The organism is Bartonella sp. SL320, from assembly GCF_059687635.1.
On sequence record NZ_CM185143.1, the window covers coordinates 1,840,349 to 1,857,079 of the forward strand.

Here is a 16,731-nt window from a genome sequence, read left to right on the forward strand (position 1 = left end):
TCGATCAATAAAATTAAATGAGAGATCTACATCATTTTTCAACTTTAACGGTTTCCAATAAATTTTTCAATGAGGCAGAAATATGGTTGTGCATATCAGCGCGTGCCAAAGAAAAGGCAACATTAGCTTCAATAAAACCAGCTTTAGAACCACAATCAAAAGTTCGTCCTTCTAATTGAACCCCCCAAAAATCCTGTTCGTTTGAAAGCCTTATCATCGCATCTGTTAGTTGAATTTCATTGCCTGCTCCTCGTTCTTGAGTGGAAAGAATATTAAAAATTTCTGGTTGCAAAATATAACGTCCATTGATGTACAAATTTGATGGTGCCATCCCTTGCGCTGGTTTTTCTACCATTTTTGTAATTTCAAAACCATTGGCAAAATGTCTGCCTTTTCCAACAATACCATATTTATGTGTTTCTCTAGGATCGCACTCTTGAACCGAAATAATATTCCCTCCCCCCACCTTTTCATAAAGGCTCATCATTTCAGAAAGACATCCCTTTTTTGCTTGTATTAACATATCAGGTAATAATAAAGCAAAAGGTTCATCTGCAACTAATTCACGCGCACACCAAAGCGCATGCCCTAACCCCAAAGGTTGCTGTTGGCGTGTGAAAGAAGTTGTCCCTGGCAACGGCTGTAAACGGTGTAAACGCGCAAGTTCTTCTTTCTTTCCACATTCAGCAAGTGTCGCATATAATTCAACTTGCGTATCAAAATAATCCTCAATGACTGCTTTGTTACGTCCAGTCACAAAAATAAAATGCTCAATACCAGCCTCCCGAGCCTCATCCACAACATATTGAATAACAGGCTTATCAACAACTGTGAGCATTTCTTTAGGTATCGTTTTTGTCGCAGGAAGAAAACGCGTACCAAGACCCGCTACGGGAAATACTGCTTTCCGAATTTTACGCACACCCACCCTCCTAAATGAATTCATATAACCTTTTTATTTTATTTATCATATGTTTTTACGAAATAGTAAAAAAGATATCTTATTATTTTGTTTATTCTTATAATGAGCAATCAAAAATGTAAAAGAGGATATGAGAATTTATTGAAAAAATTAATGAATTCGTTATTTCAATTTTTTCCTCTTCTTGATCGTATGATCGATTAAACTACATACAAAATAAAGCGATTAGACATCTAATAAATTGAATATTAATGGGGATTTCAAAATGCAAAAAACAGAATTGAAAACTTTCTCTTTTTTAGAGAAGTTAATAAATCAGAGAACGCTTATCACTGGCTCTGTCATTCTGTTGTCTGCGTTTTTAATGTTCTTTTCCTCCTTTTCATATGCTAGTAGCGGATTTAACCACTGGATTAAAGAGTTTAAAAAAATAGCTCTTGCTCACAATATTACCCCCTCTACATTTTATATGGCTTTTAAAGGTGTTAATGCCATTGATCCAGAAGTTTTAAAAAGTGCCACATATCAACCGGAATTTATTGCACCTTCATGGAATTATTTCGATAATCGTGTTCATGATATCGCAATTGTAGAAGGACGGCGCCAGGCAAAAAAGTGGAATCAATGGCTTCTTAAAATTGAAGAACGTTTTGGTGTTGATCGCAATATTTTGCTCGCTATTTGGTCAATGGAAAGCAATTACGGAAAAATTTTAGCTAATAAAAGTGTCATGCGTGATACCATTCGCTCGCTTGCAACCTTAGCCTATGCTGATAAAAAACGTGCAAAATATGCACATACACAACTGATTGCTGCGATGAAAATTCTACAAAGTGGTGAAATTAAACGCTCTCAACTTACTGGATCTTGGGCTGGTGCATTGGGGCATACGCAATTTATTCCAAGCAGTTATCTTGCCTATGCCATTGATATGGACAAAGATGGACGGCGTGATATCTGGACCTCTATTCCAGATGCTTTGGCAACAGCTGCTAATCTTCTTCACAAAAATGGCTGGCAACCTCATCTTATTTGGGGCGTAGAAGTGCAAGTTCCGCAGGGGAAAAACCTTCCTGAACGTTGGTATTCTTTTGAACAATGGAAAAAGTTAGGTGTAAAACATGCAAATGGGAACCCTCTTCCTCCATTAGCTGAACAAGCAATATTAAAATATCCAGATGGAGCCAAAGGTCCTGTATTTTTAGTCACAAAAAATTTCTTTGTTCTAAAACGTTATAATAATGCAGATCGTTATGCCTTTGCTGTTGCCCTTCTTGCTGATCGCATTGCTGGACATCCTAGATTGGTGCACGATTGGCAAAGACCTTTTCAATCTCTTAGCTTCCAAGAATGTAAAGAACTACAATCTCGCTTAAGTGCCCTAGGATATTATAAAGGAAATATTGATGGAAAAATCGGAACAGCCTCTCGCAAAGCCATTAAAGCTTTTCAGATGCGTCACGGTCTAAAAGCAAATGGGTATCCATCATCTCAAGTGCTTTTTCTCCTGCGTAAACAATAATGGAGAATTAAGGTTTTGTCTCTTTTTCGTCTATTATACTGGATGTTATTACTGCTTTTACTTGCTGGTATGGGAATCATACAGCCATCTCCAAGTCAAGCAACCAACTTCTTTAAATGGCTGTCACAACAAAACAAACAGACACAACAACCTCCGCAAATTATAGAACAAAAAATAGGCAAACCGCAAAAAAAAATCGTAACATACAGAAACATAAACAATCCGAAAAACGAGTATGCAAAACGCATTCTTGTTATAGGGGATTTTGCAGCTTCTTCTGTTGCCGATGCACTTAAAAAATTCTTTGCCGATAATAGTGATATCCTTATCATGAACAACACAATGCCCGCTTCCGGTCTCGTTCGAACAGATTATTATTCTTGGCAAAGCAATATTTCTAAACTCATTAATCAAAATAACCCCGATGTCATTATCATGATGATCGGAGCCAATGATAATCAACCGATCAAGGACTCTGATAGCATAATTAATACAGATCAGTCAGAATGGATGCGCATCTACAAACAAAGAATTATCGAAATTGCTGAAAGTCTTCATGCCTCTGGAAAATCGTGGATATGGGTAGGTCAGCCTTCTTTTAAAAATGACCTTTTGACACAAAAAATGAAAATTTTTAATGCGCTCTACAAACAAGAAACAGAAACAGCGGGTGGCTATTTCCTCGATATTTGGAACGGCTTTAGTGATAAAGAAGGAAACTTTTCTTTCTCAGGCAATGATATCAATGGAAAAATCGTCAAATTACGCACCAATAACGGCATTCATTTCACTTCTGAGGGAAAGAAAAAACTCGCCTCTTATTTAGAAAAACCATTGAACAATATTTTAAATTTTCATACCCTTTCTCATGAAGAGCCATACTCAACCGATAAAGCTATTCAAAAACTCATACAAGATTCAGATAAGCAAACGCTAGGCAATATTATGCGTCAGCCTCCAATGAGCCTTGATGATATGGCACAACAAAATACCCACCTCTTAGGAAAAAGAATGTCAAGCTTTATCAAAAAATCATGGATTCCACCAAATGGGCATCAAAAAGATCGTGCTGATAATTTTTCTTTCCCATAATGTCTCTTTAAAATATAAACTCTCATTTCTTCCATAAACGAAAAGAAGATAAAATACTCTTTTTATAGAGCGATAATATAGCCATATTGAAGAGAAGGCTTACATTAAGCGTAACTCTATCCAATGTTGCAACAGCCCTTGGCACTTAAGACGATTCATAAGCGCCATTTTTATTTCTTGCTTATACAATTTTTGCCCCACATGGCCCGCCCGCCTGTGGTGTGCAAGAAAATGATTTTGATTGTTTCAGGATAAACAAACTTGAGATTAGAGAATCTTACGTTATTCGAGTTTCTAATTGAATATAAATACGCTATATTATCATTATAAATCAATTTCTTATCCAAGAAAACGGCATGGAGATAACCATACCGTTATATCTTACAATCCACGTTTGTTCATCATTGCCTCTGGTAAAGGCATCCGTCCCCGAAAAGCTTTATACAGTTCCTCTGGATCGCGGCTTCCCCCAGCAGAATAAATAAAACGCTTTAAAAGATCAGCAAGCTCTGAATTAAAGACATCACCTGTTTCTTCAAATGCTTGAAAAGCATCGGCATCAAGTACTTCTGCCCACATATAAGAATAGTAACCAGCAGCATAACCATCCCCTGCAAACACATGCATAAAATGCGAAGGACGATGACGCATAATAATTGTATCAGGCATTTGCAATTTTTCTAATTCTTTACGTTCAAAGACTGTTGGATCAGTGACTTTTTCTCCTTGATGAAAAGCCATATCCACTAAAGCTGATGAGATAAATTCAACTGCTGAGAATCCCGCATTAAATGTCTGCGCCGCTAAAACTTTATCAATCAACTCTTGTGGCATCGAATGCCCTGTTTTTGTATGTATAGCATAAGATTTTAATATCTCTGGTACGGTTAACCAGTGTTCATAAAGTTGAGAGGGAAGTTCAACAAAATCACGTGAAACAGATGTTCCTGCTACAGAGGGCCATGTAACATCAGAAAGCAAACCATGCAATGCATGCCCAAATTCATGGAAAAGTGTCCGTGCATCATCAAGTGATAAAAGAGCAGGTTCTCCTTTAGAGGATTTAGCAAAATTACAAATATTGTAGATAATCGGTTTTTGTCCACCATCCAATTTATGCTGTGATTGCAATTGGCTCATCCATGCACCAGAACGTTTTGAAGAACGTGCAAAATAATCACCAATAAAATGCCCAAGTAAACTTCCATCAGATTGCTTTACTTCCCACAAACGTGCATCAGGATGCCAAAGTGCAACAGCATTTTTTTCTTCAAAGGTAATGCCAAAGAGTTTTTCTGCTACCCCAAAAGCCGCTTGAATCATACGGTCCAGTTGAAAATAATATTTAATTTCAGCGCTATCGAAAGAAAATTTTTTAGTGCGAAGCTTTTCAGCATAATAACGCCAATCCCAAGCAGCTAAAGATTCATTGCTGCCCTGATTGTTGGCAAAATTTTGTAATTCACTTTGCTCACTAGAAGCTTTCGCTCTTGCACGCTCCCATACAGGCATAAGCAAATCCATAACAGAATTAATACTTTTAGCCATGGTATTATCGAGTTTCAAATCTGCAAAAGATTGATATCCCAATAATTTAGCCTGTTCATCTCGAAGCGCAACAATCTCTAAAATAATAGTTCGATTATCATTCTTGTTATTATTTTCACCACGTTTAGCCCAAGCTTGGAATACAACCTCACGTAAATCACGACGATCAGAGAATTTTAAAAAAGGCTCAACAATCGAGCGTGCAAGTGTTAATGCATAAGCTTCTTCATGGCCTCGTTCGCACGCAATTTCCTTCATTGAAGCAATGAGATCTTCCGGTAAACCAGATAAATCTGTTTGTTTTAAAAATAGAATCCACTCAGCTTCATCGTTTAAGACATTCTGCCCAAAAGTAGCATTTAAAAAAGCAAGTCTTTCATTAATTTCCACAAGTCGTTTTTTAGCTTTATCATCTAGTTTTGCACCATGACAAACGAACTTTTTCCACCACAGTTCCAGAACGCGTGTTGTTTCACTCTCAAATAGGCCCTGCTGTGCCTGTTTATAAAGTGCATCTATTTTTGCAAATATCCGCGTATCCATCATCATTTTTGAAGAATAACGGGAAAGTTTTACAACGAACTCTTGTTCTAACTGTTGAATCAATGCATTCGTATGAGCACTAGTGCGCAAGAAAAATATTGAACAGACACGATCAAGTGCTTTGCCACAAAGCTCAAAAGGTTGCAAAAAATTCTCAAGTGTTGGTGATTCTTGCACCATCGCAATCACTTCTAATTCTTCTTCAGCTTCTTGAAGTGCCTGTTCAAATGCAGGTTTAAAATCTTCATCTCTTATAGAAGAAAAATCAGGAAGACCTGAAAATCCCTTCCAGTCCAGCACTGCTGTTGTTGTCATAATACGTTATATCTCCATTATAAATTTAAGCTGTCATCATTATCTTTACGACACAAATTGATAATATACTAAGACTATTTCACGCACTTCGAAATGACCTTTCAAAGCTCTATCGAATAAAAAAATAAATATTTCTACACTTATCAAATAAACCATTTGATTTATAATGATAATTTATCATTTTTTATATTGAACAAGAACTTGAATATCGTAGGATTCTTTTATTCTGAACCATATTGTATCAAAGCAATAAAAATTATTCACTCTCACATCACAAATGAAATTGCTTATTGATAACAACACTTGAAAAAAATATAAAAATGCTTCTTATGAACTTTTAAAATACAAGCGCTGTTATAATATTGGGAGCTGGAAAATAGTATAATGATACCAGCTTTCACCTTTTATTTAAATGTAAAGATGATGATCTTTTATGGATTTTATACCATTTGCGCGTAGCATCATGAAATGAAACGTATCCAGAAAGATATTTTTTTAAAAAGTATATGAATTTGCAACATTAAGAGTATTCTCTTTTTTATTGCCCCATAAAAATGTTTAAAAACACCTCTAATGATCCTTCTCAAGCATCAAAGCCTATTGCAACATTGGGAAATATACTTCTCTTTAAAGAATCTTAAGAAACAAAATTTTGAAGAAAGGTATAATTTTCACTCCGGATACAAGTGTAAACTCTTTTTAAAGTTGCAAAACTATACTAAAGCATAATAATAAAAACGAAAACTGCTTTTACATTTATGCCTTCATATTATCTTTTAATTAGGTTGTATTCTCGTTTAAGTAATTCAGAAAATTGTTTATAATTTATAATTTTTCCTTGACTTTACTTAAAATATTAACAATTGGGAGTATAGTTGGGGAGGTTTTTTTTTCGAATCTTCCATAAACTTTTATTTTTTATCTCATCTATTATCTAGATTGACAATTCTCCAACTCTTCAGGAGGTATTTTATCATGACTGAAATTAAAACGGCCTTCGATTTTAAAAACTTTTCTCCTGAAGCTCTCGCTGAAAAATTAAAAAGTCAGCATTTTGCAGACTCTATTGATATCATCAATGACCTCGATATCATGGAGCGTGTAACTATTCTTAGTCTTCTGCCTCTTGAGTATGTTATCGAACTTTTTGATAAACCAGAGCTTGAACAACCTGCTGCAATTTTAGAACTTCTACCCATAAATCGTGCCGTTGAAATTCTTGATGGCATGTCTGCAGATGCTGCTGCAGACGTCTTTCAAGAAATGGATAAAGAAACCCGCACGCGGCTTTATGCCTTGCTGAAACCCTTAACGCGCGCTGAACTTAAAAAACTCACCAGTTATCCTGATCATACAGCAGGAGCACTGATGACAACAGAGTTTATAGCGGTTCCTTCAAACTGGACTATACAAAAAACTTTGGATCACATTCGTGAGGTCGAGCGAACACGTGAAACAGTTTATACCAGCTATGTGATTGACCCTAAAACAGGGATTCTTCTCAAAGCTGTTTCACTGCGTAATCTTATTCTTGCCTCACCTGATGAACAAATTCTTAATGTCCGTACTCATGACTCACCGGTTACAATATCGCCTTTCACACACCATGAAGATATTGCGCGCCTTTTCCAACGCCATGACCTTCTCTCTGTGCCCGTCGTTGATGAAAATAACCATGTCATTGGCATTGTAACCGTTGACGACGTACTTGATACTATGGTCGATGAGATGAATGAGGATGCCTATAAATTTGGGGGTATGGAAGCGCTTAATAAGCCCTATATGCAGATCAAATTTCCTGAAATGATGAAAAAACGCGGCGGTTGGCTCGCTTTACTCTTTGTGGGTGAAATGTTAACCGCAAGCGCTATGCAATATTTCGAAACAGAACTTGAAAAAGCGATTATCCTTACTCTGTTTATTCCTCTCATTATGAGCTCTGGAGGAAATTCCGGCTCGCAGGCGACATCCCTTATTATCCGTGCGTTGGCTTTACGTGAACTCACGCTGAAAGATTGGTGGAAAGTTATTGTTCGTGAAATTCCAACAGGACTATCCCTTGGTCTTTTACTGGGAATCATTGGCGTTATGCGCATTACGCTTTGGCAAAAGCTCGGTATCTATGATTATGGCCAACATTGGATTGCTGTTTCAACAACAGTAGGCACAGCTTTAGTCGGGATCGTGACATTTGGTTCTCTTTCTGGATCTATGCTGCCTTTTATTCTTAAAGGTTTAAAATTTGATCCAGCAAGTGCTTCTGCTCCTTTTGTAGCCACTTTAGTTGATGTCATGGGCATTATAATTTATTTTTCTGTCGCTTCCCTCATTTTGTCCGGAACACTTCTTTAAATGTGTGAAGTAAAAACAATTCGTTAGGGAAAAATCTTGTCATATCTCTTCAGATCTTTCCCTAAAAACAAGCTCTAGTATTTGTTTTCCAGTGTGCCATTTCATAGATAATACATTGCTTTATAAAGACATTGTTATATCAAATTATAACTTCGAATACTGTAAAATTACCTCATCATAAATCTTCCTTCTTGCCTATCTAAAAGCAGGATAAGTGTGTGGCTAGAAATTTCGAGAAAAGAGACATTAAAATGCTATTCTGTAACCTTTATACGCTTCATAAAGACGCCGATCATGTATCATACACTTATATTATACCATAAACCCATCACGAAATAGATGCGTAATGTTAAGGTATCACTCTTTAAAACCAAAGTCATAACTGTGCAACAATAAGTATATTTGTTCTGTTTGGCATGCCCCCCTCTTAGAGAGGGAACAAGACACTCTCTACAGTTTTAAATGTAGTGTTTTTGAAACTATAAATTTGAATTAAAATATCGATAAAGAAAGAATTCTTCTTCAGATCCTTGACTTTATCAATAAGGCTATGTTCCCGTTTTATAAATCGATAAAAAATAATAACGCTTCCTCTAATTTGGTATACAAAACTGGAACTTCATATAAAACTATTCATCATCTCAATATTTATCTCAAATATCAGTAGCATTAAATCTGTATGTTGATTTATTAGCTATAGAATAAGCAAAAGCATTATTGAGAATGACAATGTCATAAAGCGATCAATAGGTTAGCTATAAGGTTTAAGAGATATTCCGAATTTTTATCAATCTCTTTGTGAAACAATAAATATAAAACACCTCGCTGTCACTTCACTTATTCTTGCAGACGTTCACATAAATTCCTTGCGTTATATTGATAAAGCTCCAATTAAGGGTAAGGTATAGATAATTCTTCAGCCCAAAAATAATAACACACCTATATTATAAAAATTCTTTTATGAAACCACACCAATGAACTCTCAATAGAGTATTCAAAACTTGGGTGAATCGTTTTGCCATAAAAATATGGACTCCGTCTTCCAAAATGATAAAAAAACATGTAAAAGGTTTTTTAATAATCAGGCAAAGAATGTAAAGACTTTGCCTCAAATGAAATTTCATTAAACGAAAAGAAGAAAATTTATGCAATTGCGTAACATTGCCATCATTGCCCACGTTGACCATGGGAAAACAACGCTTGTAGATGGGCTTCTCAAGCAATCAGGAAACTTCCGTGATAATCAGCGTACAAGCGAACGCATGATGGATTCAAACGATATTGAAAAAGAACGTGGAATTACAATTCTAGCGAAAGTAACCTCTGTTGTTTGGAAAGATACCCGAATTAATATTGTCGATACACCAGGACATGCTGATTTTGGTGGAGAAGTTGAACGTATTCTAAACATGGTTGATGGTGCCATTGTACTGGTTGATGCTGCTGAAGGACCAATGCCACAAACAAAATTTGTCGTTGGCAAAGCATTGAAAGTAGGATTGCGTCCTATTGTTGCTATTAATAAAATTGATCGACCCGATGCACGCGTTGATGAAGTCATTAATGAGGTTTTTGACCTTTTTGCTGCTCTTGATGCAACCGATGAACAGCTTGATTTTCCTATTCTTTATGGGTCTGGGCGCGATGGATGGATGGCTGAGGCCCCTGAGGGACCAAAAGATCAAGGATTGGGGCCTTTATTTGATCTTGTAACAAGACATGTTCCTTCTCCTTGCGTCGCAGAAGGACCCTTTCGCATGATTGGAACTATTCTTGAAGCAGATCCATTTTTGGGACGAATTATTACAGGACGTATTCATTCCGGCTCTCTAAAGCCTAATCAAAATGTCAAAGTTCTTGGACAAGATGGAAAGCTCTTAGAAACTGGACGTATCTCAAAAATTTTAGCATTTCGTGGGTTAGAACGACAACCTATTGAAGAAGGAAATGCTGGTGATATTGTGGCGATTGCAGGTCTACAAAAAGGGACTGTTGCGGATACTTTTTGTGATCCTACTGTTAATGAACCCTTGACTGCCCAACCAATTGATCCCCCCACTGTTACGATGAGCTTTCTCGTCAATGATAGTCCCCTTGCTGGAACGGAAGGGGATAAAGTGACAAGCCGTGTTATCCGTGACCGTTTGTTAAAAGAAGCGGAAGGCAATGTTGCTCTTAAAATTGAAGAATCAGCCGATAAGGATTCTTTCTACGTTTCAGGACGAGGAGAATTACAACTTGCGGTTCTCATTGAAAATATGCGCCGTGAAGGATTTGAGCTTAGTGTTTCACGTCCACGTGTTGTGATGCAAAAAGATGAAAATGGGACCACTCTTGAGCCAATCGAAGAAGTCGTTATCGATGTTGATGAAGAATATTCTGGCACTGTTGTACAAAAAATGTCTGAACGTAAAGCCGAAATGGTGGAATTACGTCCTTCTGGAGGAAATCGTGTCCGCCTTGTTTTTTATGCACCAACAAGAGGACTCATTGGTTATCAATCTGAACTTTTAACGGATACCCGTGGTACAGCCATTATGAATCGCCTGTTCCATGCTTATGAACCTTATAAAGGAGATATTGCGGGTCGCGTTAATGGTGTTATGATTTCAAATGACAATGGTGAATCTGTCGCTTATGCTCTTTTTAACCTTGAAGATCGTGGACCTATGATCATTGATGCCGGTGTGAAAGTCTATCAAGGAATGATTATTGGCATCCACTCGCGGGATAACGACTTAGAAGTCAATGTTTTAAAAGGAAAAAAACTCACCAATATGCGCGCTTCTGGAAAAGATGAAGCCGTAAAGTTAACGCCTCCCATAAAAATGACATTAGAACGTGCCTTATCATGGATACAAGATGATGAACTTGTGGAGGTAACCCCTAAAAATATTCGTCTTCGTAAGCTTTATCTTGATCCCAATGAACGTAAACGTTTTGAAAAAACACGGTCATCAATTTAAAGCTAATTTTAGAAATCTCTTTGATAAAACATTTGGCTGTACTAAGACTTGCTCTATCTTAAGAAAGGATGTCTCTATGAATATTAAGGAAATACCCGTGGGCAACAATCCACCAGAAGATATTAATGTTATTGTGGAAGTCTCTGTTGGAGGAGAACCCATAAAATATGAAATGGATAAAAAGTCAGGTGCGTTATTTGTTGACCGTTTTCTTCATACCTCAATGGTGTATCCTGGAAATTACGGTTTTGTTCCTCATACGCTTTCAGAGGATGGTGACCCTATTGACGTCCTTATCTGTAATACCCGTCCTCTCCTTCCTGGTTGTGTGATCAATGTTCGCCCCATCGGTGCGCTGATTATGGAAGATGATGGTGGTAAAGATGAAAAAATTATTGCCATCCCCACACCAAAATTAACAAAGCGCTATCTCAATATTCATGACTATACAGACCTACCCGAAATTACACTCAAGCAAATTGAACATTTCTTCGAACATTACAAAGATTTAGAACCTGGGAAATGGGCTAAAATTGAAGGGTGGCGCGATAAAAGCTTTGCTCATGAATTGATCAAGCAAGCTGTTGAGCGCAATAAAGAAATATAATGTTCTTTTATATAATAAAGCCTATTTTTTAATAGGCTTTATTATTTATTTTTTCTACGAGATACCATCTTTAAAGAATTGCCATATCTGCTTTAGCTCTTCTAAATGTGTTGAAAAGTAAAGTTGTTTGTAGCGAGACGTTGCACCACTTTTCAGAGAAATAGAAGAAGATGGAATTTTCCATTGCTTCGCAAGAAATTTAATGAGAGCTTTATTTGCTTTTCCATCCTCCGGAACAGCACGAAGACGTATAACAAGATATTGTTTCTCACCATCTTTGCATTCAACCCCTATTATTTTATCAACTGATGACTTGGGAATGAGGTATACAAACAAAACCAAGCTATTTTTATCAACTTGATAAAACATATATTCGTCTCAAATAATGTTTCTATAGATACGCGTTTGCGTAAGCATGCCACATGAAAGTACGAATAAAATAAATAAGGATAAATACAACAATAGGTGAAATATCAATTGTTCCAAGGTTTGGTAAAATACGCCGAATACGGCTTAGAAGTGGATCTGTAAGACGATATAAAAAATTCCCTATCAAAACAACAAAGCGATGACGCGAATTTATGATATTAAAGACATAAAGCCAAGAAAAAATGACACTGGCGATTAAAATATCAATATAAATATCAAGCATCAAATCAATCGTTCTAAGCAATGCATAAACCATGCGTTATCCCTTTCAATCAAGGAAACAGAAAAGCGTATAGAAAGCCTTCATTAAAATGAATCTATATATTGAAATAAATAGTTTTATACCCCAACATCTCACGAATAAAAAACTAAATAGCCCAAACTGTTTGTCTCTCTATGTAATGGCGATGATCCCAGAAGACAAATATAAAAATTAAAAATAGTGTGTGAAAATAGAAGAAACAGCAAATAATCTTAGGATTCTAAAAGCGCTGAATATCCCTTACAGGATTAATCTTAAATCCCATCGTTTTAATGAAAAATCTATATACACAAACTAAAGGCGGCCTTAAAAGGCCGCTTTCATTTTATTTTTAAATTATTTCTGCAAAGCAGTCAAACGGTTAAGAGCATTACTAAAACCATCGAGTTGAACAAACAAATCATTTAAAGCAGGTTCTCCTGCAGCAGCGATTGTCATTGCTAACTTTAACTTTTTGCCAGAACGTAAAGCTGCTACATGACTTTTGTCAAAAACAACAGGAACCATGCAACCTGCTGGTACACAAGTCCGTATACCGGTTTCAATAACAGTTTTTCCCTCATCAACTTGTAAACGAACAGGCTTAGAAACCAAAATGCCAAAAGGAACAGTTAAATTACCAGAAACAACACCTTCAGAATTGAGAAGAAGGCTTATAGCCACAACAATACGCCCCTGCTCATTGACTTCTTGACGGTGCATAAAACAAATTTTCTTTCCTTCTTGTAATCCACAATTAATGGTCCACAAACCGTAGGTTTCAGTCAAAGAAGAAGCGCCATTTGGCAATGTTTCCGCTGCATCTTTAGATGTAGAAGGCTTTGAATTTGTTGCAAACGCAACAGATGAAATACTCAAGAGAGTACAAACTATAAGTAAATTAAATAACTTTCTCATTTTATATTCCTGTTCTTTACATAAAAGATAAACATGTTTATTATTTATAAATGGTATAAAGCATCTTAATAAAAAAGCTTTCTTATAATCTATAGCTTTTATAATGCTCTAAAGCTACCTCGAAATTCGCTAACAACTTTCATATAAACATGCTTTTTAAAAGAAACAACGATTAAAGGAAGGGTTTCTAGATCCATCCACTTCCATTGATCAAACTCTGCTTTATTGCCATCTGGCGGTGGATTAATTGCAATTTCAGAGAGATCTCCCATAAACTGAAAAGCAAACCATTTCTGCATTTGCCCACGATACTTATTGCTCAATGCACTTCCAACAAGTTCTTGTGGAAAATCATAGTGGAACCAATTTTGTGCTTCTTTGATCAACTTTACAGATCGAATACCCGTTTCTTCATACAGTTCTCGATAAGCTGCATCTAATGGCTGTTCATCTCCATCAATCCCTCCTTGAGGAAGCTGCCAACGATGAGATATATCAATATCTGCATGAGCAGGCGTCATTAGACGACGCCCAACCCAAACTTTACCCTCCTGATTAAAGACAACAATTCCAACACATTTGCGATAAGGAAGAGTCTTTAAATTAATATCTGCATCCATTTAATATCCCTCAAAAGTGCAAACTACAGACATCGTTTCTCACTGTAATATATCCTTATTAGGATCTGGTGGAAATGCTGCATTGGCCATCTCACCCCGTAATAACTTATAAGCTTCATTCAATTGAAGGTCATCTTTAGGATCTTTTGGAACAAAAGCAGCTGAACCAGATCCTTTATTGCTTTCTCGTTTCCCTTTGATATGCCCTTTTAATGCAGACTCACCAATTTTTACATCATAACCCTTATATTTTTCAGGAAGTGGTTGCTCTACAATAATATCAGGTGTGATCCCTGTTCCTTGAATAGAAGCGCCTGACGGCGTATAATACAGTGCTGTTGTTAAGCGTAAAGCTCCATTTTCACCCAAAGGAATAATTGTTTGAACAGATCCTTTACCAAAAGATTGAGTCCCTAAAATTGTTGCACGACGATGATCTTGTAGCGCTCCTGCAACAATTTCAGAAGCACTTGCCGAACCACCATTAATAAGGACAATGAGTGGTTTTCCATTCGTAACATCACCTGGCTTCGCATCAAATCGCGTCACATCACTCTTTTTGCGTCCACGAGTCGATACAATCTCACCTTTATTGAGAAAAGCACTCGACACATTAACAGCTTGATCTAAAAGCCCACCTGGATTAAGCCGTAAATCAAGGACGTAACCTTTTAGCTTATCTTCAGGAATTTTAGATTGGATATCTTTAATTGCCGCCAGAAGATTATTCAAAGTCTGCTCAGAAAACTGGATAACTCTTAAATATCCAATATCCCCCTCAACGCGATATTTTACCGCTTTTACCTTGATAATATCACGAACAATCTTGACTTCAAATGGCTTATCAACACCAGAACGAATAATTGTCAAGGTAATTGGTGTTCCAGGAGCCCCTCGCATCTTATTAACAGCTTCATTCAATGTTTGACCATTCGTTTGTACATCATCAATTTTTGAAATAAGATCTCCTGCTAGAATACCTGCCTTCGAAGCGGGAGTATCATCCATTGGTGAAACAACTTTAATTAAGTTTTTTTCCATAGTGACTTCAATACCAAGACCTCCGAATTCTCCTTTCGTAGAATCTCGCATATCTTTAGCTTCTTCAGCATTCAAATAAGATGAATGGGGGTCCAGTGATGACAGCATACCATTGATAGCATTTTCAATAAGCTTTTTATCATCTGGAACTGTGACGTATTGCTTACGCACACGCTCAAAAACATCGCCAAATATGGATAGTTTTTTATAGGCATTATCTTCATTATCCGCAGCAACAGACTGCACCATAATCATTGAACAGGCGCCGAGCAATACCCCAGCGACCAAAAGAATAACTTTACGAATCATTTTGGCTCCTTCTTATTTTTTCAGTCTGCCACCAAGGAGTTGGATTTACAGGCTTTCCCTGCTTTCTAAACTCAATGTAAAGCATTGGAGAATTTTTTCCTATATCCAATGCAACACTATTTGCAATAAATTGCATTTCCATCACACCCAGAGGCTCACCTGAAAGAACAAACTGCCCCTGTTTTACATTAATTCTCGACATTCCCGTAAGAATGATATGATAACCATTTCCAACACTGAGAATAATCAATTGTCCATAAGAACGAAATGGCCCAGCAAAAGCAACAAAAGCATCCGTAGGAGATATAACAACAGCCCCTGGCTCTGTTTCTATCATTTCACCAAAGCGCGTAATTTGCGAATTTTTGTTAGAGTGCTTTATTCTTTTTCCTGAAACAGGAAAAAGTAAAGAACCTTTTCGGCTTTCAAAATTAGACTGCTCTAACAATTGTAAACTTCTCTGGACTTGTAGCGATGCATCAGAGCTCAATTTTGACTGACGATCAAGCTCTAAAATCAATTCTTCTAAAGACTGCGCTTTTCTAGCAAGAGCCATATTCTTTTGTTGCTGTTCTGTAAGTTCTTTTTCTGATTTTTTTTGTAGTTTATTTTTTTGGTCTAATAAAAGCTCTAGACGTTTTCGCTGTTCTGCTTGACTTTGCAGTTTTATTTTTAACGCTGTATATTCCGTAGTAATGGAATTACTTAAATTGGTCAACTCCTTGAGTTTTTCTGTTAAATCTCGTGTTTTCTCCTGCATCTGAGGAATGACAGCTCCTAATAAAACAGAACTGCGCATAGAAGCCAACACATCTTCTGGCTGTATCATAAGAGCTGGAGGTGGATTCAATCCCATACGCTCTAAAATTGCAAGAACTTCTGCAAATTCAGCGCGACGACTTTTTAAACTTTGATAGACTTGTACCCGCGTTTCTATCATTTTTTTTAGCTTTTCTTCCCTTTCAGCAATATCATCTGTAACTTTCCGTTCTTCTTTAGCAGCTTTTATGAGTGCATCACTCAAAACACGTTGATCTTTTTTTAAATGCTCAACTTGACGCGTAAGAAAAGTAACACGCTCACGCGAAAGTGAAATATTTTGACGAATTTCTCCCAAAGCCTTATGTGCTGCTGTACTACTCATTGTATCTTCCGCATGCGATACAGAAAAGCAAAAAAATATACTCAAAAGCAAGATGACAAATATCACACACTCCCCATATAAATAGAGCATCTTTCTATGAAGAAGTTTTTTCATTTTGCCAACCATCACACCTCATCGTATACACGAGAAATGCTTTAAATG

General features: G+C 36.7%; 13 protein-coding genes. 5 read left to right on the plus strand and 8 right to left on the minus strand.

Annotated elements, in window-relative coordinates:
• Positions 1–31 precede the first annotated feature (31 nt).
• The gene (galU, locus tag AC6ER8_RS07565) at positions 32–922 is read right to left on the minus strand and encodes a UTP--glucose-1-phosphate uridylyltransferase GalU (protein ID WP_497078117.1); all 891 of its coding nucleotides are present in this window, start codon (positions 920–922) and stop codon (positions 32–34) included.
• Positions 923–1,187: 265 nt separating this feature from the next.
• On the opposite strand from galU, the gene AC6ER8_RS07570 reads away from it, so the two are divergent.
• Together AC6ER8_RS07570 and AC6ER8_RS07575 are read left to right on the plus strand one after the other, a co-directional pair.
• Positions 1,188–2,444, plus strand: coding sequence for a lytic murein transglycosylase (locus AC6ER8_RS07570; protein ID WP_497078119.1), 1,257 nt, complete (start codon positions 1,188–1,190; stop codon positions 2,442–2,444).
• Positions 2,445–2,459: 15 nt separating this feature from the next.
• Positions 2,460–3,536 (plus strand): SGNH/GDSL hydrolase family protein, encoded by a 1,077-nt coding sequence (locus AC6ER8_RS07575; protein ID WP_497078121.1) that lies wholly within the window; start codon positions 2,460–2,462, stop codon positions 3,534–3,536.
• A 381-nt stretch (positions 3,537–3,917) separates the two neighbouring features.
• Here AC6ER8_RS07575 and AC6ER8_RS07580 read toward each other — a convergent pair whose 3' ends face one another.
• Entirely contained in the window at positions 3,918–5,942 is a 2,025-nt protein-coding gene (locus AC6ER8_RS07580) for a M3 family metallopeptidase (RefSeq protein WP_497078123.1), read from the minus strand.
• Between the two features lie 975 nt (positions 5,943–6,917).
• Between AC6ER8_RS07580 and mgtE the strand changes: the two genes are divergently transcribed.
• The 3 genes from mgtE to ppa all read left to right on the plus strand — a co-directional run bounded on the left by mgtE (position 6,918) and on the right by ppa (position 11,867).
• Positions 6,918–8,294: a magnesium transporter gene (gene mgtE, locus AC6ER8_RS07585; protein WP_497078125.1), complete on the plus strand. Its 1,377-nt coding sequence runs from the start codon at positions 6,918–6,920 to the stop codon at positions 8,292–8,294.
• A gap of 1,145 nt (positions 8,295–9,439) precedes the next feature.
• Positions 9,440–11,260 carry a translational GTPase TypA gene (gene typA / locus AC6ER8_RS07590; RefSeq protein ID WP_497078127.1) on the plus strand — a complete coding sequence of 607 codons (1,821 nt, stop codon included), beginning with the start codon at positions 9,440–9,442 and terminating at the stop codon, positions 11,258–11,260.
• 76 nt (positions 11,261–11,336) lie between these two features.
• Positions 11,337–11,867: an inorganic diphosphatase gene (ppa, locus tag AC6ER8_RS07595; RefSeq protein ID WP_497078129.1), complete on the plus strand. Its 531-nt coding sequence runs from the start codon at positions 11,337–11,339 to the stop codon at positions 11,865–11,867.
• A 54-nt stretch (positions 11,868–11,921) separates the two neighbouring features.
• Here the strand turns inward: ppa and AC6ER8_RS07600 are convergent, their stop codons facing one another.
• From AC6ER8_RS07600 to AC6ER8_RS07625, 6 genes are all read right to left on the minus strand, one after another.
• The gene (locus AC6ER8_RS07600) at positions 11,922–12,236 is read right to left on the minus strand and encodes a DUF167 domain-containing protein (protein ID WP_497078131.1); all 315 of its coding nucleotides are present in this window, start codon (positions 12,234–12,236) and stop codon (positions 11,922–11,924) included.
• Between the two features lie 22 nt (positions 12,237–12,258).
• Positions 12,259–12,552 carry a YggT family protein gene (locus AC6ER8_RS07605; RefSeq protein ID WP_497078133.1) on the minus strand — a complete coding sequence of 98 codons (294 nt, stop codon included), beginning with the start codon at positions 12,550–12,552 and terminating at the stop codon, positions 12,259–12,261.
• 342 nt (positions 12,553–12,894) lie between these two features.
• Complete coding sequence (locus tag AC6ER8_RS07610) at positions 12,895–13,455, minus strand: invasion associated locus B family protein (protein WP_497078135.1); 561 nt, start codon at positions 13,453–13,455, stop codon at positions 12,895–12,897.
• A gap of 98 nt (positions 13,456–13,553) precedes the next feature.
• On the minus strand, positions 13,554–14,075 hold the full coding sequence (locus tag AC6ER8_RS07615; RefSeq protein WP_497078137.1) for an RNA pyrophosphohydrolase: 522 nt from the start codon (positions 14,073–14,075) through the stop codon (positions 13,554–13,556).
• Between the two features lie 39 nt (positions 14,076–14,114).
• On the minus strand, positions 14,115–15,425 hold the full coding sequence (locus tag AC6ER8_RS07620) for a S41 family peptidase (protein ID WP_497078138.1): 1,311 nt from the start codon (positions 15,423–15,425) through the stop codon (positions 14,115–14,117).
• Positions 15,415–16,695, minus strand: a complete 1,281-nt coding sequence (locus tag AC6ER8_RS07625) for a murein hydrolase activator EnvC family protein (protein ID WP_497078140.1) — start codon at positions 16,693–16,695, stop codon at positions 15,415–15,417. The genes AC6ER8_RS07620 and AC6ER8_RS07625 overlap by 11 nt, the downstream gene beginning before the upstream one ends.
• Positions 16,696–16,731: the final 36 nt, after the last annotated feature.